The 20,280-nt window shown below is 62.7% G+C and carries 19 protein-coding genes and 1 pseudogene; 15 read left to right on the forward strand and 5 right to left on the reverse strand.

Annotation, left to right across the window (positions count from 1 at the left end; genetic code table 11):
• The 4 genes and pseudogenes from BOO71_RS28000 to dprA form a co-directional block, all read left to right on the forward strand.
• Positions 1-296: pseudogene (locus BOO71_RS28000) on the forward strand (IS4 family transposase); the annotation flags it as partial.
• A 520-nt stretch (positions 297-816) separates the two neighbouring features.
• A complete protein-coding gene (locus BOO71_RS20390) occupies positions 817-2,595 on the forward strand; it encodes a tetratricopeptide repeat-containing diguanylate cyclase (RefSeq protein WP_075835516.1) in 1,779 nt (592 codons plus the stop codon).
• Between the two features lie 278 nt (positions 2,596-2,873).
• Complete coding sequence (locus BOO71_RS20395; RefSeq protein ID WP_083653689.1) at positions 2,874-3,485, forward strand: DoxX family protein; 612 nt, start codon at positions 2,874-2,876, stop codon at positions 3,483-3,485.
• A gap of 48 nt (positions 3,486-3,533) precedes the next feature.
• On the forward strand, positions 3,534-4,622 hold the full coding sequence (gene dprA / locus BOO71_RS20400) for a DNA-processing protein DprA (protein WP_075835518.1): 1,089 nt from the start codon (positions 3,534-3,536) through the stop codon (positions 4,620-4,622).
• Positions 4,623-4,720: 98 nt separating this feature from the next.
• Here dprA and BOO71_RS20405 read toward each other — a convergent pair whose 3' ends face one another.
• Positions 4,721-5,008, reverse strand: coding sequence for a hypothetical protein (locus BOO71_RS20405; protein WP_075835561.1), 288 nt, complete (start codon positions 5,006-5,008; stop codon positions 4,721-4,723).
• A 49-nt stretch (positions 5,009-5,057) separates the two neighbouring features.
• Between BOO71_RS20405 and BOO71_RS20410 the strand changes: the two genes are divergently transcribed.
• From BOO71_RS20410 to dnaN, 3 genes are all read left to right on the forward strand, one after another.
• A complete protein-coding gene (locus tag BOO71_RS20410) occupies positions 5,058-6,020 on the forward strand; it encodes an NAD-dependent epimerase/dehydratase family protein (protein ID WP_075835520.1) in 963 nt (320 codons plus the stop codon).
• A gap of 109 nt (positions 6,021-6,129) precedes the next feature.
• On the forward strand, positions 6,130-7,491 hold the full coding sequence (gene dnaA / locus BOO71_RS20415; protein ID WP_254843233.1) for a chromosomal replication initiator protein DnaA: 1,362 nt from the start codon (positions 6,130-6,132) through the stop codon (positions 7,489-7,491).
• Positions 7,492-7,983: 492 nt separating this feature from the next.
• Complete coding sequence (dnaN, locus tag BOO71_RS20420; protein ID WP_029481201.1) at positions 7,984-9,072, forward strand: DNA polymerase III subunit beta; 1,089 nt, start codon at positions 7,984-7,986, stop codon at positions 9,070-9,072.
• Positions 9,073-9,233: 161 nt separating this feature from the next.
• Here the strand turns inward: dnaN and BOO71_RS20425 are convergent, their stop codons facing one another.
• Positions 9,234-9,632: a nuclear transport factor 2 family protein gene (locus BOO71_RS20425; protein WP_075835525.1), complete on the reverse strand. Its 399-nt coding sequence runs from the start codon at positions 9,630-9,632 to the stop codon at positions 9,234-9,236.
• Between the two features lie 152 nt (positions 9,633-9,784).
• Here BOO71_RS20425 and eno point away from each other — a divergent pair, with 152 nt between their 5' ends.
• Positions 9,785-11,053 (forward strand): phosphopyruvate hydratase, encoded by a 1,269-nt coding sequence (eno, locus tag BOO71_RS20430; protein WP_075835527.1) that lies wholly within the window; start codon positions 9,785-9,787, stop codon positions 11,051-11,053.
• Positions 11,054-11,204: 151 nt separating this feature from the next.
• Positions 11,205-12,653, forward strand: a complete 1,449-nt coding sequence (gene pyk / locus BOO71_RS20435) for a pyruvate kinase (RefSeq protein WP_075835529.1) — start codon at positions 11,205-11,207, stop codon at positions 12,651-12,653.
• 268 nt (positions 12,654-12,921) lie between these two features.
• Here pyk and tyrS read toward each other — a convergent pair whose 3' ends face one another.
• On the reverse strand, positions 12,922-14,163 hold the full coding sequence (gene tyrS / locus BOO71_RS20440; RefSeq protein WP_075835531.1) for a tyrosine--tRNA ligase: 1,242 nt from the start codon (positions 14,161-14,163) through the stop codon (positions 12,922-12,924).
• A 176-nt stretch (positions 14,164-14,339) separates the two neighbouring features.
• Between tyrS and BOO71_RS20445 the strand changes: the two genes are divergently transcribed.
• The 3 genes from BOO71_RS20445 to BOO71_RS20455 are packed head-to-tail and all read left to right on the forward strand — an operon-like array spanning position 14,340 to position 16,133.
• Positions 14,340-14,915, forward strand: coding sequence for an MOSC domain-containing protein (locus tag BOO71_RS20445; protein WP_083653690.1), 576 nt, complete (start codon positions 14,340-14,342; stop codon positions 14,913-14,915).
• Positions 14,915-15,469, forward strand: coding sequence for a YqhA family protein (locus tag BOO71_RS20450; protein WP_075835535.1), 555 nt, complete (start codon positions 14,915-14,917; stop codon positions 15,467-15,469). Before BOO71_RS20445 ends, BOO71_RS20450 begins: the two co-directional genes overlap by 1 nt.
• Positions 15,450-16,133 (forward strand): tRNA (adenine(22)-N(1))-methyltransferase TrmK, encoded by a 684-nt coding sequence (locus tag BOO71_RS20455; RefSeq protein ID WP_075835537.1) that lies wholly within the window; start codon positions 15,450-15,452, stop codon positions 16,131-16,133. Before BOO71_RS20450 ends, BOO71_RS20455 begins: the two co-directional genes overlap by 20 nt.
• A gap of 473 nt (positions 16,134-16,606) precedes the next feature.
• On the opposite strand, the gene rpoZ is transcribed toward BOO71_RS20455, so the two are convergent.
• Together rpoZ and BOO71_RS20465 are read right to left on the reverse strand one after the other, a co-directional pair.
• Complete coding sequence (gene rpoZ / locus BOO71_RS20460; RefSeq protein WP_029479208.1) at positions 16,607-16,906, reverse strand: DNA-directed RNA polymerase subunit omega; 300 nt, start codon at positions 16,904-16,906, stop codon at positions 16,607-16,609.
• 195 nt (positions 16,907-17,101) lie between these two features.
• A complete protein-coding gene (locus BOO71_RS20465) occupies positions 17,102-17,833 on the reverse strand; it encodes a 50S ribosomal protein L25/general stress protein Ctc (RefSeq protein ID WP_075835539.1) in 732 nt (243 codons plus the stop codon).
• Positions 17,834-18,126: 293 nt separating this feature from the next.
• Here BOO71_RS20465 and efp point away from each other — a divergent pair, with 293 nt between their 5' ends.
• The 3 genes from efp to BOO71_RS20480 all read left to right on the forward strand — a co-directional run bounded on the left by efp (position 18,127) and on the right by BOO71_RS20480 (position 20,147).
• On the forward strand, positions 18,127-18,684 hold the full coding sequence (efp, locus tag BOO71_RS20470; protein WP_075835541.1) for an elongation factor P: 558 nt from the start codon (positions 18,127-18,129) through the stop codon (positions 18,682-18,684).
• A 95-nt stretch (positions 18,685-18,779) separates the two neighbouring features.
• A complete protein-coding gene (locus tag BOO71_RS20475; protein WP_075835544.1) occupies positions 18,780-19,313 on the forward strand; it encodes an endonuclease V in 534 nt (177 codons plus the stop codon).
• Between the two features lie 90 nt (positions 19,314-19,403).
• Positions 19,404-20,147, forward strand: coding sequence for a spermidine synthase (locus BOO71_RS20480; protein ID WP_254843234.1), 744 nt, complete (start codon positions 19,404-19,406; stop codon positions 20,145-20,147).
• Positions 20,148-20,280 lie beyond the last annotated feature (133 nt).

Below are 20,280 nucleotides of genomic sequence, written 5' to 3' on the forward strand. Positions count from 1 at the left end.
TTCCGTTCCGGGACGGCAAGCAGTTCGCGGGCCTGGGTGATTGCCAGTCCCGTCAGGCTCAGGCGCTGCACTTCCACTGGAATATGGCGCTGCATAGCGTTTCTGTAGCCAGAGCCAGTCAGTTGATGAACCAGCGGGCTGGCCCGCTGGTCTTCAGCATGGAAGACGAAAAACGCCGTGCCTATAACGAATTTTTCGCTGATCGAATTTTATCTCTGTTGCCTGGCGATCTGACTTGCGAAAAATTCGCCCCACAGATCGCCGACCTGCTGCTCCTGGGGGTCAAGGCTGCTTGAAACCTTCCGGACTACTGCAAATTGCAGCATCAGAAAAAAGATTTCAGGCCGACGCAGGGACGGCAAAGAAGAGGAGCAGACCAAACAGCATGATTCACCCTGTCCAAGCCTGTTCACGTCCCCCAGGGCTACCGCAAAGTCCCCAAGTCCGGTTTTAAGTCTGCCATGCCCGCTTAACCCCTCTCCTGCGGAGCTGTGCCAGTCCGGCCCTACGGGCCACCTCCCCTTAGAAGGGAGGCAAGGAGATTGCTGCGTGGCACGATGAATTGTACCTCTTGGCTCCCCTTGAGGGGAGCTGGCTGCGAAGCAGACTGAGGGGTTTGCCTTCCAGCGTGGCGCACTCCCAGCCCCTTCACGCTGACTTTGCGGTAGCCCTGTTCACGTCCCCTGAAATAACGTCCTGTTTGTGGAGGAGGGAGTGGTGTGGCATACACTACTGATTCTCAGTCATCGCCCTCTTCGTCGTCCGTTCGAATGAAGCCGCCCGCTGCGTGACTTTCATCTGGAGCCACATCTGCATATGTCCACTTCCAGCGTTGATTCCACTCCCCTTTCTCTGGATCAGATTCGTGAGACCCTGGACGTGGCCTGGAACTGTCGGCGCAGCGATCCACACAAAACCGTCCTTCTGTCGCGCAGGGTACTGGCGCAGCCGCTGGAGGACGCCGAACTGGCCCGCGCCACCCTGTGCCTGGGGGGCGGACTGCTGTACCAGGGTGAGTTCAACGCGGCGGAACCGGAGCTTCAGCGGGCGCTTCACCTCTACAACGGGATGGCCGATCAGGCGGGCCAGAGAGACACCCTGAATTCGCTGGGCATCGTGAGGACGCGCCAGTGTCGTCCAGCCGAGGCGCTGGACCTCTTGTCGCAGAGCAGACACCTGAGTGTCATCCTGGGAAATGTGCAAGGCGAGGCCGACGTCCTGCTCAACATTGGGGTGGTTTATAGCAGCGTGAGTGATCACCCCAACGCCGTCCATCACCACCTGCTGGGGCTGGGCCTCGCGCGAAAGCATGATCTGCCAGTTTTAGAACGGCGCGCACTCAACAATCTCAGTGTTTCTTACAACGACATGGGGCGGCATGAAGACGCTTTAGAGGCCGCCACCGCCTGCCTAAAAATAGAGGCCGAAGACGATTCCATCCGTCCCCTGGCGCTGCGTAACGCTGGTTACGCCCATTTTAAACTCGGGCAGTTCCCGGAAGCCCAGGCGATGTATCTGAAGGCCAGCGAGCTGCTGAAGGACGGGAATCAGGTTGACATTGCCGATCTTGATCTGCTCCTGGGAAGGGTGGCCCAGCAACAGGGAAACCTGGACGAGGCGCGGCATCTGTTTGACCGGAGCCTGACGATTTGCCAGAAAATTGGCGATGAGCAGGGGCAGGTCGAGGGGCTCCTGCGTCTGGGCATCTTGCTGGGTCTGACTGGTGAGCTGGAGGAGGCTCTGAGCAGCCTGCACCGCGCACGGACTCTGGCCGAACAGGGCCAGTTCTGCGGTGAGCTGTGCGAGGTTCATCTGACGTTGTCCCGGCTGTACCGCGACTCGGGCCATTACCACGAAGCGCTCACCCACCTGGGGCAGCATCTCCAGCTCAAGGGCGAACTGTTCAGCACCGAATCCGATCAGCGGCTCCAGAGCCTCAGGGTCCAGTTTGAGCTGGAACAGACTGAGCGCGAACGGCTGGCCACCCAGCGCCGCAATGAGGAACTGAGTGATCTGAACGCCCGGCTGCAAGAAACCAACCGCGACCTTCAAACCGCCCAGGCCCAGACCGCCGATTTAATGGCCCGCCTGGAGCAGTATGCCAACGAGGACGCCTTAACCGGACTGCCCAACCGCCGCGCCTTTAACGCGGCCCTGGCTGGCCTGTCGCCCACCCAGCAGGTCAGCGTGGTGCTGTGCGACATAGACCACTTCAAGTCGGTGAACGACCGCTTCTCGCACCTCGTCGGGGATGAGGTGCTGCGTCAGGTGGCCGCGCTGCTACGGGGCCGGGTGCGGCAGGGGGACCTGCTGGCCCGTTACGGCGGTGAGGAGTTTGTGCTGCTGCTGACCGGGGCCAGCGAGGCAGCCACGCTGGAGCTATGTGAGGACCTGCGCCGAACGATTGAGAGCTATGACTGGTCAACCGTGCGGCCTGAATTCCGATTAACCATGAGCGTAGGGGCCGCCATCGCCCACCTGAACCCCGCCGCGCTGACGGCACAGGACGTGGTGCAGGCTGCCGATGACGCGCTGTACGCGGCCAAAGATGGGGGGCGCAACCGGGTGGAGATCAGTTCAAAGAAACTGACCTGAACCGCGAAGTGCCACGGGGTCCGCTCAAATCTTTAAAACTTTTCTTTAAAACTTCCGGGAAACGCTCAAGGTTTCAGGAATACAACCCACACGAGGACATTCATGTTCCTTCATGGGCAGAACAGACGGCCATGCTCAGGCAAAAATACAGGGTGAGAAACATGCCCACATTATCTGTTTCCCTTAGGGTTTAAATCACTTTTAGGGCAGGAGTCATCCAATTGGGCCGGGTCCGCATACAGGTAGACAAGCGAAACCTGACGCCAACGGAGCTGTTTATGACCTCACCAAAAACTGATCTCAACGCCGTCCTCCCTCTTCCGTTGCCCCACCACAACACCTCGCTGGCCTGGAAGATCGATGCGCTGGAACTCCGCATGGTGGGCTGGTGGGCGCGGCACGGCATTCTGCTGCTGCGGCTGGCGCTGGGCGTGGTGTTCTTCTGGTTCGGCGTGCAGAAGTTCTTTCCAGGGATCAGCGTGGCCCAGGACCTCGCCACCAACACCATCTCGATCCTGACCTTCGGCCACGTCCCGCCCAATGTCAGCCTGCCCGTGCTGGCCACCTGGGAATGCCTGATCGGATTGGGGCTGCTGTCGGGGCGTTTCCTGCGCCTGACCCTGCTGCTGCTGTTCGCGCAGATGGCGGGCACGTTCCTGCCGCTGGTGTTCTTTCCTGCCGAAACGTTCAAGATCGTGCCGTGGGTGCCCACCCTGGAAGGGCAGTACATCATCAAGAATCTGGTGCTGATCGCGGCGGGTCTGGTGGTGGGAGCCACCTCACGCGGGGGCCGCATCATTCACAGCGCGGTGGCGGCCCAGACGGCAGAAAACACGCAGAACCTGCACGCCCGCTTCCGCCGCCGTTTTCACCGCAACCCCGAGGCGTAACAATGAAGGGGCGGCGCACCGATAGAGGCTGCCCGCTATGCTGACCGCGTGACCACTGCCGCCCAGACTCCCGACGCCGCCTCCGAATTACTGGCCCTGCTGATCCTGCGCCTGACCCCCAACCTGGGGCCACGCAGGATCGAATCTTTGCGGCGGCATTTCGGCAGTGCGCGGGCGGCCCTGCATGCGCCCCTGCTGAAACTGCGTGACGTGCCGGGACTGGACTCTAAAAGTGTGGCCGGAATGGGCAACCCCAAAGCAGCGGCGGGCGCACAGGCCGAGGTGGAAAAGGCCGCGCGCATGGGCGTGACCCTGCTGGGCCGGGGGCTGGACGGCTATCCGGCGGCGCTGGAGGCTCTGGGCGATCCGCCCCCGGTGCTGTGGGTGCTGGGAGAACTGCCCGAACTGGATGTGGTGCCGCGCGCCGTGGGCATCGTGGGCACGCGGGCGGCCAGTCCGTATGCGGTCAGCCTGACCCGCAGGATTTCCGGCGATCTGGCGCGGGCGGGCGTGGTGATCGTCAGCGGACTGGCGCGCGGCATCGACACGGCGGCCCACGGCGCGGCGGTGGAAGCCGGAGGCCAGAGCATCGGCGTGCTGGGCTGCGCCGTCAACGTGATCTACCCGCGCGAGAACGAGCGGCTGGCCGAACGCCTGACCCTGATCAGCGAATACCCGCTGGACACTGGCCCGGCGCAGCACCACTTTCCAACGAGAAACCGATTGATCGCAGCCCTGAGCGCTGGCACGCTGGTGGTGGAGGGCGAGCGTAAATCCGGTTCGCTGATCACCGCCACCCATGCACTGGAGTGCGGGCGCACGGTCTTCGCGGTTCCTGGCCGGGCGGGCGATCCCCGCGCCGCTGGCCCCCATGCCCTGCTGCGCGACGGCGCGGTGCTGACCGAAACGGCCCAGGACGTGCTGGATGAACTGGGCTGGGGGCAGGCCCCCGCCGCCCCTATTCCCGACCTGCCGCCCGAGCAGGCCCGCGTGCTGAAGTCCCTGACCGCCCCCGCCACGCTGGACGATCTCCAGGCCACGACGGGCCTGCCGCTGCCCGAGCTTCAGACCGCGCTGGTCATGCTGCAACTGATGGGCCTGGCCGAGGAAGTGGGCGGACGGTGGGCGCGGCGCTGAGTGAACAGCTCTTCTTGGCTCCCTTTTGAGGGGAGCTGGCCGCGTAGCGGACTGAGGGGTGGGACCATGGGGGCAACCCTGGAACATCGCGGAGCCGGTCACCCATGCTGAGGCCCGAAATCCTTCTCCACATCCACACGCGGCGGCCCCGGCAATGTCACGCCCTCGCGCGCAGGTTCGGCCAGCTCAGGCAGCAGACTTTTCATCCCGGCGCGCAGATGACCGTCAACGCCTTCAACCCCATCCGAAAGCGGATCGAGACTGAGTGTCCAGCCTCCGCCCGGCCACAGCGTCTCCAGCGTCACCGCCTCACCTCTTTGCAGCGCAGCCAGTTCCAGATCATCGATGCGGACGCGGACGCCCTGGCGCGTGAAGCGAACTTTCATGCCGCCCATTCTGCCCGCCCGGCCAGATAAAGCGCTCTATGGTAAAGGCATGAACATCCTGATTCTGGGCGGCACGCAGTTCGTGGGGCGGCATATCGTGGAGGCGTTTCTGGATTCGGGCCACAAGGTCACGGTCCTGACGCGCGGCAAATCAAAGGATGAACTGCCCGAAGCTGTCAAGCACCTGCACGGGGACCGCAACGAGGGCGCGGCGGGCCTGAGCGCGCTGGAAGACCGGGAGTGGGACGCCTGCGTGGATGTCAGCGGCTACACGCCCCAGCAGGTCCGCGCCAGTGCCTCGGCCTTGCAGGGCCGCGTGGGGCGCTACGTCTTCGTCAGTACCGTCAGTGTCTACGCCGAGCCGGAGCGCCATCCGGTGCGCGAGGACGATCCCCTGTCCGCACCCGCCGCCGAGGACGTGACCGAGGTTTCGGGCAAGACCTACGGCCCCCTCAAGGTCACCTGCGAGAACATCGTCCACGAGGTCTACGGCGAACACTGCACGGTGCTGCGCCCGCAGATCGTCGCCGGGCCGTTCGATCACACCGCGCGCTACCCGTACTGGGTGGACCGCGCCGCGCGTGGTGGGCAGGTCCTGGCTCCCGGTGACGGCCAGGATTCCCTCCAGATCATCGACGCCCGCGATCTGGCGCGTTTCACGGTCAAGGTGGTAGAGGACGGAACAGACGGCACCTTCAACATGTCCGGGCCAAGAATAAGCTGGGCCGACTTCATGGGGGTGCTGGGCGTCTCAGGTCCGGTCTGGGTGAACAGCAAGACACTGGAAACGAACGGTCTAGGCTCCAGAGAACTGCCCGTCTATCTCTCCGCACATGGCGAGCAGGGCGGCATGATGGACGTGGACAACGCGCGGGCGATGGCAGCGGGCTTGACCCTGACTGACCCGGCGACGACGGCGCGCGATACGCGGGAATGGAGCAAAGACGCAGACCTTCAATACACCCTGACGCCTGAGCGCGAGGCGGAAATTCTGGCGTCGCTGGGCGGCTAATCGGCTCACCGAACCTGGCCGGGAGGCCGGGATATGGGTGATATGCTGCCCCACGCTACGCATTACGTAAGGGAGGTGCGCGCCTATCTCGCAGGAAATCTGGTCGGACGTGCTGGGGTACGTCCGCAAAAATATCTCGGAAGTCGAGTACCACACCTGGTTTGCCCCGGTCAAAAACCTGGGGGTCAAGGAAGGTTCGCTGGTGCTGGGCGTCCGCAACTCGTTTGCGCAGGAGTGGTTCCGCAAGCACTATCTGGAACTGCTCGAAGACGCCCTGCGCTCGCTGGGCGCGCAGAATCCGCAGGTCAGCTTTCAGGTGCTGCCTGCCTCGCAGGACACCCTCTTTTCACCCGCCGACCCGCCGCCCCCGCCCAGCAGGCCGCCGCCCAGCGCACCCGGCGGCCCCTCGGCGCAGGATCAGGCCGAGAACCGCAAGCGGCTGAATCCCAAATACACCTTCGAGAACTTCGTGGTGGGGCCGAACAACAACCTCGCCCACGCGGCGGCGATGGGCGTGGCCGAATCCCCTGGCAAGGCGTACAACCCACTGTTCATCTACGGGGATGTAGGCCTGGGCAAGACCCATCTGATGCACGCGGTAGGCCACTACATGTCCGAGCGTTTTCCCGACAAACGCATCGAATACGTGTCCACCGAGTCGTTTACCAATGACCTGATCAACGCCATCCGCGACGACAAGATGACCCAGTTCCGCAACCGCTACCGCAGCGTGGACCTGCTGCTGGTCGATGACATCCAGTTTCTGGCGGGCAAGGAGCGCACGCAGGAGGAGTTCTTCCACACCTTCAATGCGCTCTACGAGAACCACAAGCAGATCATCCTCAGCTCGGACCGTCCGCCCAAGGACATTCAGACGCTGGAAGGCCGTCTCAGAAGCCGTTTCGAGTGGGGCCTGATCACTGATATCCAGTCGCCGGAGTACGAGACGCGTGTGGCGATTCTCAAGATGAACGCCGAACACAACCGCATCGATATCCCGCAGGAAGTGCTGGAACTGATCGCCCGGCAGGTCACCAAGAACATCCGTGAACTGGAGGGCGCATTGATGCGCGTCGTGGCCTTTTCCAGCCTGAACAACGTGCCTTTCTCGCGTGCCGTGGCCGCCAAGGCCCTGAGCAACGTCTTTGCGCCGCAGGAGGTCAAGGTCGAGATGATCGACGTGCTGCGGCAGGTGGCAGCCCATTACAACATGCCCCCAGACGTGATCCGTGGCGCGGGCCGGGTGCGTGAGGTGGTGGTGCCCCGTCAGGTGGCCCAGTACCTGATCCGTGACCTGACGGACCACTCTCTGCCGGAAATCGGGCAGTTTTTCGGCAAGGACCACTCCACGATCATGCACGGCATCAACAAGGTCACGGAGCAACTGGGCAAGGATCAGGAGGTCACGGCCTCCGTGGAGTTGCTGCGCCGCAAAATGCAGGGGCTGGATGAGGACGATTTTGATACATAATCGCACTACTCGATTCTGCACTCGATTAAATAAGTTCCAAAACCCGTTCCAAAACGGTGTGCGGAGTTTCACAAGCTGTGGATAACCCTGTGGATAACCTGTGGATAACCCCGTTTTTTCTGTGGATAAAATTGTGGATAACTCGGGCTTTTTCAACCCCTGTGGATAACCCCCCTTTTTATCCACAGGTTATCCACAGGCAAGTGCCACTTATCCACAATTTTGTCCACAGGCCAAACGCGCGCCCAGCGCAGTCGCAAGGTACTTTTCCACAGTTTCCACAGGCCCTATTACTACTACTACTATCTTTTATAGTTAATAAAGACAGGTAAGAGATAGGCGTTGGAAGGCAATCCTTAAAATCTAGACTCAGTCCAAAAAGTGAGACCCTGAAATGAGCCAGAATCTCCAGATGGAATCCGCGCAGAAAAAAGCCAGACTGCAAAAAATCAAACCCCGGCAAATCAGGCAAGTCACCGCAGAGGTCCAGGCATGAAAGCGCACGTCACCAAAAAAACGTTGAGCGAGGGCCTGGGTCTGCTGGAACGTGTGGTTCCCAGCCGCAGCAGCAACCCCCTCCTGACCTCGCTGAAAGTCGAGGCTAGCGAGGCGGGACTGACGCTGAGCGGCACAAACCTGGAAATCGATCTGTCGTGCTTCGTGCCCGCCGAGGTGCAGGAGCCGAAGGATTTCGTCGTTCCCGCGCACCTGTTCGCGCAGATCGTCCGCAATCTGGGCGGCGAACTGGTGGAGCTGGAGCTGGTGGGGCAGGAGCTGGCGGTGCGTTCGGGCGGCTCGGATTTCAAGTTGCAGACCGGCGACACCGAGGCGTACCCGCCCCTGAGCTTCCCCAGCAACGCCGATCTGAGCCTGAACGCCGAGGAACTGGCCCGCGCCCTGGGCAGCGTGCGCTACGCCGCCAGCAACGAGGCGTTTCAGGCGGTCTTCCGGGGCATCAAGCTCGAACACCACGCGGATACCGGCTCGGCACGCGTGGTGGCCAGCGACGGCTACCGCGTGGCCATCCGCGATTTCCCGGTCAGCGGCGATGGCCGGAACCTGATCATTCCCGCCCGCAGCGTCGATGAGCTGATCCGCGTGCTGAAGGACGGCGAGGCCCGGTTCACCTACGGCGAGGGCATGCTCAGCGTGACCACGGACCGCGTGCGGATGAACCTCAAGCTGCTGGACGGCGACTTCCCGGATTACGAGCGCGTGATTCCCAAGGACATCAAGCTTCAGGTCACGCTGCCTGCCACCGCCCTCAAGGAAGCCGTCAACCGCGTCGCTGTGCTGGCCGACAAAAACGCCAACAACCGCGTGGAATTTCTGGTGTCCGAGGGACAGTTGCGCCTGGCCGCCGAGGGCGATTATGGGCGCGCGCAGGACACTCTGACCGTCACGCAGGGCGGCGTGGAACCGGCCATGAGCCTGGCTTTCAACGCCCGCCACGTCCTTGATGCCCTCGGCCCAATCGAGGGTGAGGCCGAACTTCTGTTCTCCGGCTCCACAAGCCCCGCAATCTTCCGCGCGAGTGGCGGAGGTGGCTACATGGCTGTCATGGTCACGCTGCGCGTCTAAGGGGCCAGTGGAGGCCGTTACGAGGCATCCTGTTGGTGGCATCCCCACTCCATTTTCACTCCGCGAGAAAATAAGTCGGTTTTCAACAAAGTTATCCACAATATTCCGCCTGTGGATAACTTTTGTGGATAACTCCCGGTCCAGCGCGTGTTTTTCCGATTTTAGGTCCTGTCGATCTGGGTGGCCTGTGACCACACCACCTGCCAGCCGCCTGCACGCCGTTCGTACAAATCCGTGTGCCAGTAAGTGCCGGGCGGCCCGGCAGGAACATCGTTAGCGACTTCCTGCGGCTCGCCTGAAACCACATCCAGCCTGGAGCAGTAGCGGATGAACGCCGCGTTGCCGTAATGGCGGACTTCAATCTCTGAAATGGGTTCCCAGACGAGGTATTTCAGGTGTCCGGCAGCAATGGCACACAGATATTGATCTCTGGTCAGGCGCATGCCGCTGGGCGTGATGAGTTCAAAGTCCGGGGCGTGAAGCTGGAACGCGGTTTTCATATCGCCGGAGACCAGCGCCTTAAGTCGGGCACGTTCCAGTGCGCGAATTTCATCGGACATGGGTCACTTTACGGATCGGTTGCCCGGAGTGTCCACCTGATTTAGACCGCCCTTACCCCTGCTGGCGTCTGGCGCTTATAGTGTCCGAGATACACCTACTCGCCCCTTTGATTCCAGATCGGGTGCAGGGGTGGCGTTCGGGAGGACTCGTCATGAACATTGAAAAAGTGATCGCCCGTGAAGTGCTGGACTCGCGCGGAAACCCCACCGTGGAAGCTGAAGTGCATCTGGATAGCGGCTACGTGGGCCGCGCCATCGTTCCCAGTGGGGCCAGCACCGGCACCCACGAGGCGCTGGAACTCCGCGACGGTGGCGCACGCTACGGCGGTAAAGGCGTGCAGAAGGCTGTGGGGAACGTCAACGAGGCGCTGGGGCCAGCCGTGGTGGGCATGGACGCCAGCGATCAGGGCGCAGTGGACGCCGCACTGATGGAGCTGGACGGCACGCCCAACAAGGGCAAGATGGGCGGCAACGCCATCCTGGCCGTCAGTCTGGCCACCGCCCGCGCCGCCGCCGAGGAACTGAACATTCCGCTGTACCGCTATCTGGGCGGCAGCAACGCCAAGACGCTGCCCGTGCCGATGATGAACGTGATCAACGGCGGCGCGCATGCGGACAACTCGGTGGATTTTCAGGAGTTCATGGTCATGCCGGTGGGTGCGCCCAGCTTCCGCGAGGCGCTGCGCTACGGTGCCGAGACCTTCCACAGCCTCAAGAAAGTGCTGAGCGGGCGTGGATACAACACCAACGTCGGCGACGAGGGCGGTTTTGCACCGGACCTGAAGAGCAACGAGGAAGCGCTGGAAGTGCTACTGGAGGCCATCGAGAAGGCCGGGTACGAGGCAGGCAAGGACATCTGCATCGCGATTGATCCCGCCGTCACCGAGCTGTACAAGGACGGCAAGTACCACCTGGAAAGCGAGGGTCGCGTGCTTTCTACCGCCGAGATGGTGGATTTCTGGGCGGATTGGGCCAGCCGCTACCCCATCGTGAGCATCGAGGACGGACTGGCGGAGGACGATTGGGACGGCTGGCAGGCGCTGACCACCAGGATCGGCGACAAGGTGCAAGTGGTGGGTGACGATCTGTTCGTGACCAACCCCGAACGCCTCCAGCGCGGCATCGATACCGGTGTGGGCAACGCGATTCTGGTCAAGGTCAACCAGATTGGCTCGCTGACCGAGAGCATGGACGCCATCGAACTGGCCAAGCGCCACCACTACGGCACCATCATCAGCCACCGCAGCGGCGAGTCCGAGGATTCGTTCATCGCCGATCTGGCCGTGGCCACCAATGCCGGGCAGATCAAGACCGGATCGGCCAGCCGTTCGGACCGCATCGCCAAGTACAACCAACTGCTGCGGATCGAGGAAATGCTGGGAGACCGCGCGGTGTATCCGGGCCGCAAGGCGCTCAGGTAACGAGAAAATACAGGCGGCGGACGCTGGAAGATCGAAAAAACTCCAGGGTCCGCCGCTTTCTTGAAATTCAACCCCTCAACTCCGACTGGAATCACTTCCAATTTCACCCGCACACTGGTTCGCTGAGGGTGCGGCAAAACGAGGCAATCACATGAAACATTTTGACCGAGCCACCAAGATCGTCGCCACCGTCGGGCCTGCCAGCCGCAGCCCGGAAGTGCTGGGCCGCATGATGGACGCGGGCCTGAACGTCGTCCGCATGAACTTCAGCCACGGCGATCCCGAGGACCACCGCCAGACCTACAACATGGTTCGTGAACTGGCCGCCCAGAAAGGCATCACTGTGGGCATCTTGCAGGATTTGCAGGGTCCCAAGATTCGCGTCGGGCGCTTTGCGGAAGGGTCCGTGACGCTGTCGGCGGGCGATCACTTCACCATCACGATGGACGATGTGGAGGGTAATGCTGAGCGGGTCTCCACCACCTACAAGGACCTGATCCGCGACGTGCATCCCGGCATGGCGCTGCTGCTGGACGACGGCAACATGGCCCTGCGCGTGGAGAGCATGCGCGGCAACGACATCCTGACCAGCGTGGTGATCGGCGGCGTCCTGAAAAACAACAAGGGCATCAACGTTCCCGAGGCCGATCTGAGCGTGCCTGCCCTGTCCGACAAGGACGTGTCGGACATGGAATTCGGCGCGGAACTGGGCGTGGACTGGGTGGCCCTGAGCTTCGTGCGCTCGCGCGATGATCTGCTGCTGGCCCGCCACTACCTGTCGCGCTTCGGCAGCCGCGCCAAGCTGATGGCGAAAATTGAAAAGCCGCAGGCCGTGGACCGTTTCGAGGACATCCTCAAGGAAGTGGACGGAATCATGGTGGCGCGCGGCGATCTGGGCGTGGAAATGCGTGCCGAGCAGGTGCCCACCATCCAGAAACGCCTGATCCGCCTGTGCCGTGAGGCGGGCAAGCCAGTCATCACCGCCACGCAGATGCTGGAAAGCATGATCAGCCTGCCGCGCCCCACCCGCGCTGAGGCCAGCGACGTGGCGAACGCCATCTACGACGGCACCGACGCGGTGATGCTCTCGGCGGAATCGGCGGCGGGCCTGTACCCTGTGGAATCGGTGGCGATGATGGACCGCATTGCCCGCGAGGCCGAATCCAGCGAGCATTACAGCATGCTCCAGCGCCAACTGGTGATCGATACCACGCTGGCTCAGGATTCGATTGCCTACTCGGCCTGCAACATCGGGGCCAAGCTGGGGGCATCGGCCATCGTGGCCTTTACCAGCACGGGCGGGGCGGCCCTGCGTATTGCCAAGAACCGTCCGCCACTGGCGATTCTGGCCCTGACCCCCAATGAAGTGACCCGCAACCAGTTGGCCCTGAGCTGGGGCGTCGTGCCGATGCTCAGCGAGGACCCGCGCAGCACCGACGACATGGTCCGCATTGCCAACAAGGAACTGAAAAAGAGCAGTCTGGCCGACATCGGGGACCGTTACGTGATCACGGCGGGCGTGCCCTTCGGTGTGCAGGGCACCACCAACATGCTGCGCGTGGAGGCCCTGCGAGACGAGGGCGTGGTTTCTCAGTTCTGATTGCGGTTTTTAGCAACTGATTTTAAAGACTGACCCGCCCCGACTTCAAACGTCAGGGGCGGGTCAGATTTTTTATCCACAGGCACAGGGTTTATCCACACCTTGCCTGTGGATAAGTCCAGAACAGAGCGAATCCTTTTGATTGTCCAGGACATTCTCTACAGGCCCTGTGGTTATCCACAGCAGCCTGTGCATAACTTTTGGATTTCTCCCCGATTCGCCTGCCGCACAAGAGGTCCGTGAAGGCCCCGTGAAGACGCCGGGTGGGTCAGGACTCCAGAATCAGCCGCGCGAACTTGTCCTTGCCCTTCTGAATGACCGCGCCGCCCTCTGCCGCCAGCTCGGCCCGCGTCAGTTGCCCCTGCGGATCGGTGTAGGTCTCGCCATTCAGCTTCAGCCCCCGGTTCTGGATCAGCTTGCGGGCCGCGCCGTTGCTGGGTTCCAGGCCCGCCAGCACGATCAGTTTTGCCATGCTGATGCGGTCTGCGTCAATGCTGTCGTCCAGCCCTGCCGTGACGTTGATGGCCGGGATGTTGTCGGGAATGCCACCCTTCGCCACGCTCTTGAAGCGTTCCTCGGCCCCGTCCAGATCGGCGTCAGGGTAAAACCACGGCACCACTGCGCGGGCCAGTTCGCGGTGGGCGGCGACTGGATGTCCGGCCAGAAGCTCTGCAATCTCGGTCTTCGGCAGATCGGTCAGCAAAGTAAAGTAATTCTCCAGCAGTGCGTCAGGTACCTTCATCAATTTGGCAAACATGACGTGCGGTTCGTCGGTCAGGCCGATGTAGTTGTCCAGGCTTTTGGACATCTTCTCAGTGCCGTCCAGGCCAACCAGCAGCGGCAGGGTCATGACCACCTGCGCCTCCTGGCCGTAATCGCGTTGCAGGGCGCGGCCCACCAGATTGTTGAACAGTTGATCGGTGCCGCCCAGCTCCACATCTGCCTCCAGTGCCACCGAGTCGTAGCCCTGCGTGACCGGGTACAGCAGCTCGTGCAGGCTGATCGGGGTCTGGGCTTGCAGGCGTTTGGTGAAGTCGTCGCGCTCCAGGATGCGGGCCACGGTGTACTTGCTGGCGAGGCGGATCACGTCGGCGTAGCCCATCGGCTCCAGCCATTCGCCGTTGTAACGGATTTCCAGCACCTCCGGCTCGCCGCGCAGGATCAGGCGGCACTGCTCCAGGTAGCTGTGCGCGTTGGCGCGGGTTTCTTCCAGCGTCAGTGGCGGGCGCGTTTTGCTCTTGCCGCTGGGGTCACCGATCATGGCGGTAAAGTCGCCGATCAGCATGATGACCTTGTGGCCCAGATCCTGAAACTGCCGCATCTTACGGAGGATCACCGCATGGCCCAGGTGCAGATCAGGACGGGTGGGGTCCGCGCCCAGCTTGACGCGCAAGGGTTTGCCCGTTGCTAACTTTCGGCGCAGGTCATCTTCTGTGACCAGATCAACCACGCCGCGTCTCAGGATTTCAATCTGCTCGTCTACAGGCACGTTCCGGCGAATTTCGTTCATATGGACTCCACAAAGAAAAGGCGACGCAAACCGTTCTGGCTGCGCCGCTTGGGGATTTGGATTTCAGGCTAAGACTGACCTCCTACCGCAGGCGGCAGGGTCGATACGCACGTCGGGTCAGACGCCTCATGCCCGCAGTGTACATGCCAAAACGCGGAGCGGATAGCATGGGCGGCGTGAAGACCATTCAGGACCTCCGCACGACGTTTCCCCGCCCCGGACGGGTGGAGTGGCTGGGAGTGCGCCCGGCCCGCCGCAAAACGCCCGTGCATGTGTCGGAGGTAGAGGCCCATCCGCTCGTCGGCCTGATCGGGGACCACGGCAAGATGGCCCCTGCCCGCCTGACCGCCCTTTCTGGGGAACTGGAGGCGACGCCCAGACCCTCCAATCCATCCATTCCCGGTGGCCCCGGCAAACGGCAGGTCACGCTGATCCAGGCCGAACACCTGCCCGTGATCGCCGCGCTAGCCGGGCTGGAACAGGTCACGCCGGAGCTGCTGCGCCGCAACATCGTCGTCTCTGGCATGTCGCTGCTGGCCCTCAAGGACGCCCGCTTTCAGATTGGCGAGGTGGTGCTGGAAGGCACGGGCGAATGCCACCCCTGTTCGCGCATGGAGGAAAACCTGGGCGAGGGCGGCTACAACGCGGTGCGCGGTCACGGCGGTCTGACGGCGCGGGTGATCGTGGGCGGCGTGATCCGCGAGGGCGACACGGTAACCGCGCTGCTTCCCGAACCCACGGAAAAGGACTGATGGCGCAGAAGCAGGCAGCGCGCGCGGCCCGGATGCTGGGCCGCGCCTTCGGTTTCACGCGGCTGATCGTGGAACTGGGCGTGTTCAGCTCGCTGGCCTTCAGTCTGGCGCTGTTCATCGTGGCGATTGTGCAGGCGTATCACACCATCGGCGACGCCTTCCAGCATCTGGGCGAACCCGAGACCACCAAGCACCTGCTGGTGGCCGCCGTGGAGCAGGCCGACACGCTGCTGGTGGGCGTAGCCCTGCTGATCATCGGCCTGGGCTTGCAGGGGCTGTTCGTCGGGCGGCTTCAGAACGTGCCGGAGTGGCTGCACGTGGATTCGTTTGATGACCTGAAGCAAAAGCTGCTGGGCGTGGTGGTCACGGCGCTGGCGGTCAATTTCTTCGCGGTGGCGCTGGAATGGACGGGCGACAACAGCATTCTGGTCTACGGCGCGGCCATCGCCGCCGTGATTCTGGCCGTGGGCGTCTACAGCTCGGTCCTGAGCCGCCTGCACGGCCCACCCGCCCACGCCGAGTCAGGGAAGGTAGATGCCGACGCCCACCCTTGATGCCCGTTTGGAAGCCGTACTGGAAATGATTCGCACCGATGTTCACGCTGATATTGGGAGTGACCACGCCCGCCTGCCCGTGCGCCTGATTCGGGAAGGCCGTGCGGAGCGGTGCGTCGCTGTGGAACTCAATCCCGGCCCGCTGGAACAGGCGAGGCGCAGCGTGGCGCGGTCCAGACTGGAAGCCCAGATCGAAGTCCGTGAGGGCGACGGCTTCGGCCCTATTCTGCCCGGCGAGTTGGGCAGCGCCAGCCTGTGTGGCATGGGCGCGTACACCATCCGGGGCATTCTGGAGCGGGCAGGGGAGAGGTTGCCTCCAGCGCTCGTCTTGCAACCCAACGACTCCGCCCTCCTGATCCGCCTGTGGGCGCGTGCGACGGGCTACCACGTCCGTGCCGAACGCCTGATCGCCGGATACTGGTCTTACCCCGTGCTGCGGCTGGAGCGGGCCGAGGGTGCGGACCTGGCCTATGAGGGAATGCCGCTCGACGCCGCGCTGAAATACGGACCGCTGCTGCTGCGTCTGGGCGGTGGGGTGATTTGCCATCAGATTGAGGCCGACATCGCACGCCTGCAAAAAGTTGCCGCGCCGGGCCGGGAATCCTGGCATGAGCTGGAAACAGCCAGAACGGCTTTAGATGTGCTGGATCACGGGATAAAATAAAAAGCCCGCCTTTCGGCGGTGATGTAAATAAGATAGCGTGGTATTCGGCAATTGTCAAATTTATGCGGTGGGTCTGAAAAAATGCTTGCTGGACGCTCTTTTTTGTGATGGAGCGAGGAGGTGGGTGTATAGCTGGAGCTATTGCGGTTTAACCCCTCCGCCCCTACGGGGCACCTCCCCTTAAAAGGGAGGCAAGGGTTGCGGAGCTTGACCAGCCAGTCTGCTCCGCAGGAGAGGGGTTTCTTTTGCGCCGAACAAGGCAATAAAAAAGCCGCCTCATTCGGCGGTGTTGATAAGAACTATAGCGCTCTATTCGGGTTTTGTCAATTTCATGCGCTTGATAGAAAAAATCCTTTCTGGAGCGGCGTTTTTCTAGGTGGCTACAAAAGCCATTTGCATAGCCTAAAGAGAAATAGCCCAAAGAGAAGCGGCGAACAGGAACAATCCCATCCGCCGCTCTCCCTGCCGCATCTTTACTCGCGTTCGCGCTCGCGTTCGGCGTTCAACTGGGCCTGAAGCTGGGCCTGACGCTGGCGCACGTAGTCCTGATGAAAACGGCTCTCGTCCAGCAGATCGGTGCCCACGGTCAGTTGGCCGGTGGCCAGCTCGCGCATGGCCTGGGTGACCAGATTGCGGGTCCGCACGCGCTGCTCCACGGGCAGCACGCTGGGCGCACCGGAGCGCAGTTGCAGGGCGCGCTTGGCCGTCACGACACTCAAGCGGTACTTGCTGTCCGTCATCGCGAGCAACTTGTCGATGTCTTTTTCCGCCATAATTCTTAAACCTCCAGTTCTGGCCCATGTTGCTCGGCCCCTCTAATGATGCAGAACCCCTCAGCTTAACCCCTCCGCGCGGGCAAGAGGGGGCGTCAGCTTTCAAATGTCCTGTTTTGCAGGTCCGGCCTGCTTAACCGCTGCAAAGGCCGGAAGCCTCCATCACTGGAAACCCCGGCCTGTGTAAAAAGCGGTTTAGGACTGCTCTTCTTCGCTGCTGTCGTCTGACCCGGCAGTGTCTTTGTCCTCGCTCGCCTCGGGCAGGATGTCGGCCTTGGCTTCTTCCAGGGTGGCGTCGCCTTCCAGCACAGCGGCGGCGGCTTCCTCGGTCAGCTCGCCCGAAGCGACCAGACCAGCGATCTGGGCGGCCTGGGTTTCGGCCTCGGCTTCCTCGGTGGTCATGCGCGGAGGCAGCAGGCTGATGACAACCTGATCCGCGTCCACGTTCAGCTTGACGCCTTCGGGCAGGTTGATCTGTCCGGCGGTCACGTGGTCACCGATCTGGAGCTTGGACACGTCCACGATCAGTTCCTGCGGAATGCGGCGCGGGCCGGGGGCGATGATGGCGAGGTTGTGGATAACGGTATCCAGCAGGCCGCCCATGATCTCGCCCTGGCTCTTGCCCTTGGTATGCACGGGCACCGAAACTTCGACGGCCTCGCCGTAGGTGACCATGTAGAAGTCCACATGGATCGGCACGCGGCGGCGCTTGTCCATCTGGATGGCCTTGACCAGTGCGGGGAAGGTTTCGCTGCCTTCCACGGTGATGTCGTACAGGCCGGTGGTGCTGGTCTGGCGGAAAGCCCGGTCGAACGCCTTGAGGTCCAGGGCGAAAGAAACGTTGTTTTCCTTGTTGTAGGCGACGGCGGGGATCATGCCTTCGGCCAGCTTTTCGCGGCTCTTGCGGGGTTGGGCGTTCAGTTCCATGTGCGTCTTTTCTCCTTGGCGCTTTCCGTCTTCTGCTTGAGCTTCCCCGCCGCTCGTCGGACCTTTTTAGCAAAGGCCGGGGGCGGGGGTGGACGGGCAACCCTGGCAGCATAGCAAACCCCAGCCTGAGAGGGGAAGGGCTGCGGGCACGGTCACATCCCACTTCTGCTAAACTGCTGGGCGGCACCGAGCGGCCCCCGCCTTTTCTGAACACCAGAAGGGCAGAGGCGGCCCCGGTTGGCACAGCGTCTGAGGCAGGCTTTACAGAGCATTCAGACCTTCAAGGAGCAGACATGATCAGCGTTACCGAACTGAGAAACGGCACCAAGGTGGAAATGGACGGCGGGTTGTGGGAGTGCCTGGACTACTCTCACCTGAAGATGGGACGCGGCGGCGCGAAGGTGGTCACCAAGTTCCGCAACATGGAATCCGGCAGCATCGTGGACCGCACCTTCAACAGCACCGAAAAGTTGCAGGACATCTACGTGGAAGGCAAGACCATGCAGTACCTGTACAGAGATGGCGACGACTACATGTTCATGGACATGGAAACCTTCGAGCAGGTCACGCTGCCCCCCAGTCTGGTGGGTGACGCCTCCAAGTTCATGAAGGAAAACACCGAGGTCGACGTCGCCATGTACGGCGAGAAGGCCCTGAGCATCACCCTGCCCAATCAGGTGATCCTGAAGATCGTGGAAACCGATCCCGGCCTGCGCGGCGACACCGCTTCGGGGGGCACCAAGCCCGCCAAGCTGGAAACCGGCGCGATGGTGCAGGTGCCGCTGTTCGTGGAACAGGACATCGACATCAAGGTGGACACCCGTACCGGCCAGTACCTCAGCCGCGCCTGAGCTTTGAACTGGAGTCGCCTCTGCCTGCGGGTGGGGGCGGCTTTTATAATGTGGGGAGACGTGTTTGATGGGAGAGACGTGCTGACGGAGGAGACATGCTGATCTGTACCGACGTGGATTACCGCCCAGACGGCACGGCGCGGGCTGCTGGCGTGCTGTTTCAGGACTGGACAGACGCCGCGCCGACGTGGGAACTGGTCGTCTCTGTCCCGGAGGTGCAGCCGTATCAGCCCGGCGAGTTCTACAAGCGGGAACTGCCGTGTCTGCTGGCGCTGCTGGAAGTGGCGGTCCAGGCACACAGGCTGGACGCGGTGGTGATCGACGGGTACGTGACCCTGGACGTGGGCGGACGCGCTGGCCTGGGCGCACACCTGTTCGCGGCGCTGAGCCGACAAATCCCGATCATCGGCGTGGCGAAAACGGCGTTTCAGGGTTCGGGCCATGCGCTGGCCGTGACGCGTGGTGGCAGCCTCAATCCCCTGTTCGTCACGGCGGCGGGGACCGACGTTGTCCAGGCAGCGGCACAGATCGTCCGGATGGCTGGGCCACACCGCCTTCCCACGCTGCTCAAACGCGCCGATACCCTCTGCCGCAGCGAGAAACCGCCGGAAAATGCTGGGGACAGGTAGAGTTGATCCGATGCCTGCGCGACTCCTGACCTCTGCCGTGTTCCTGAATGCCCCATGCCCTGTGGTGGCCCGCGCGCCCCTGGACTCCGCGTGATTCCCTGGGTGCCGCTGGCCCGCGCCCCCATTCCCGGCACCCAGCAGGAACTGTGCCTGTACCGCCGGGGCGAACAACTGGAGTTTTCCATCCAGATCTCGGGCTATATCAGTGAGCTGATGAACAGCCGCATGCACGCCTCCGAGGACGCGCTGGCCGAGCTGGGCTGCGCGGTGATCGCTGGCCGCCCCGCGCCGCGCGTGCTGGTGGGTGGCCTGGGCATGGGCTTTACGCTGGCCGCCGCCCTGAAGGCGCTGGGACCGAGGGGCGTGGTCACGGTGGCCGAACTGGTGCCGGAGGTCGTGGAGTGGAACAAAGGCCCGCTGGGGGCGTGCGCGGCTTTCCCGCTGCGCGATTCCCGCACCCGCGTCCATGTGGGGGATGTGGCCGAGCTGCTGCGCCGTGGCCACGCCAACTACGACGCCGTGCTGCTGGACGTGGACAACGGCCCCGAGGGCATGACGCACCACGGCAACGACTGGCTGTACTCGCCGTCCGGGCTGGCGGCGGCACAACGGACCCTGCGCCCCGGCGGTGTGCTGGCCATCTGGTCCGCCACACCGGATACCCGCTTTACCCGGCGGCTGCAACAGGCAGGCTTCCGGGTCGAGGTCCAGACGGTGCGGGCGCGGCCCGGCAAGGGGACCCGCCACACCATCTGGCTGGCCCACCGTACGCAGGCGGCAGCCGTGATCCCGGCCCGCGCCCCACAGCAGGAACGGCGGCAGCGACGCACCTAGCGCTAATGTACCTGTGATGAGGAGTCGCCTGGGTTGTCCTCTGGCTGGAATATTCTGTTCTGTCAGGGCAACGGACTTCAAGGCACCGTCAAAAGTGTCTGGGACTATGAATTACGTAGAAAGCCTGCACTTT

Origin of the sequence: Deinococcus marmoris (genome assembly GCF_001949125.1) — a bacterium.
GTDB lineage: Bacteria > Deinococcota > Deinococci > Deinococcales > Deinococcaceae > Deinococcus > Deinococcus marmoris_A.

Excerpts from the sequence above, each read along its gene's own strand:
- BOO71_RS20390 (WP_075835516.1), top strand. The coding sequence starts at position 817 with ATGTCCACTTCCAGCGTTGATTCCACTCCCCTTTCTCTGGATCAGATT.
- BOO71_RS20395 (WP_083653689.1), top strand. The coding sequence starts at position 2,874 with ATGACCTCACCAAAAACTGATCTCAACGCCGTCCTCCCTCTTCCGTTG.
- BOO71_RS20405 (WP_075835561.1), bottom strand. The coding sequence starts at position 5,008 with ATGAAAGTTCGCTTCACGCGCCAGGGCGTCCGCGTCCGCATCGATGAT.
- BOO71_RS20410 (WP_075835520.1), top strand. The coding sequence starts at position 5,058 with ATGAACATCCTGATTCTGGGCGGCACGCAGTTCGTGGGGCGGCATATC.
- dnaN (WP_029481201.1), top strand. The coding sequence starts at position 7,984 with ATGAAAGCGCACGTCACCAAAAAAACGTTGAGCGAGGGCCTGGGTCTG.
- BOO71_RS20425 (WP_075835525.1), bottom strand. The coding sequence starts at position 9,632 with ATGTCCGATGAAATTCGCGCACTGGAACGTGCCCGACTTAAGGCGCTG.
- eno (WP_075835527.1), top strand. The coding sequence starts at position 9,785 with ATGAACATTGAAAAAGTGATCGCCCGTGAAGTGCTGGACTCGCGCGGA.
- pyk (WP_075835529.1), top strand. The coding sequence starts at position 11,205 with ATGAAACATTTTGACCGAGCCACCAAGATCGTCGCCACCGTCGGGCCT.
- tyrS (WP_075835531.1), bottom strand. The coding sequence starts at position 14,163 with ATGAACGAAATTCGCCGGAACGTGCCTGTAGACGAGCAGATTGAAATC.
- BOO71_RS20450 (WP_075835535.1), top strand. The coding sequence starts at position 14,915 with ATGGCGCAGAAGCAGGCAGCGCGCGCGGCCCGGATGCTGGGCCGCGCC.
- BOO71_RS20455 (WP_075835537.1), top strand. The coding sequence starts at position 15,450 with ATGCCGACGCCCACCCTTGATGCCCGTTTGGAAGCCGTACTGGAAATG.
- rpoZ (WP_029479208.1), bottom strand. The coding sequence starts at position 16,906 with ATGGCGGAAAAAGACATCGACAAGTTGCTCGCGATGACGGACAGCAAG.
- BOO71_RS20465 (WP_075835539.1), bottom strand. The coding sequence starts at position 17,833 with ATGGAACTGAACGCCCAACCCCGCAAGAGCCGCGAAAAGCTGGCCGAA.
- efp (WP_075835541.1), top strand. The coding sequence starts at position 18,127 with ATGATCAGCGTTACCGAACTGAGAAACGGCACCAAGGTGGAAATGGAC.
- BOO71_RS20475 (WP_075835544.1), top strand. The coding sequence starts at position 18,780 with ATGCTGATCTGTACCGACGTGGATTACCGCCCAGACGGCACGGCGCGG.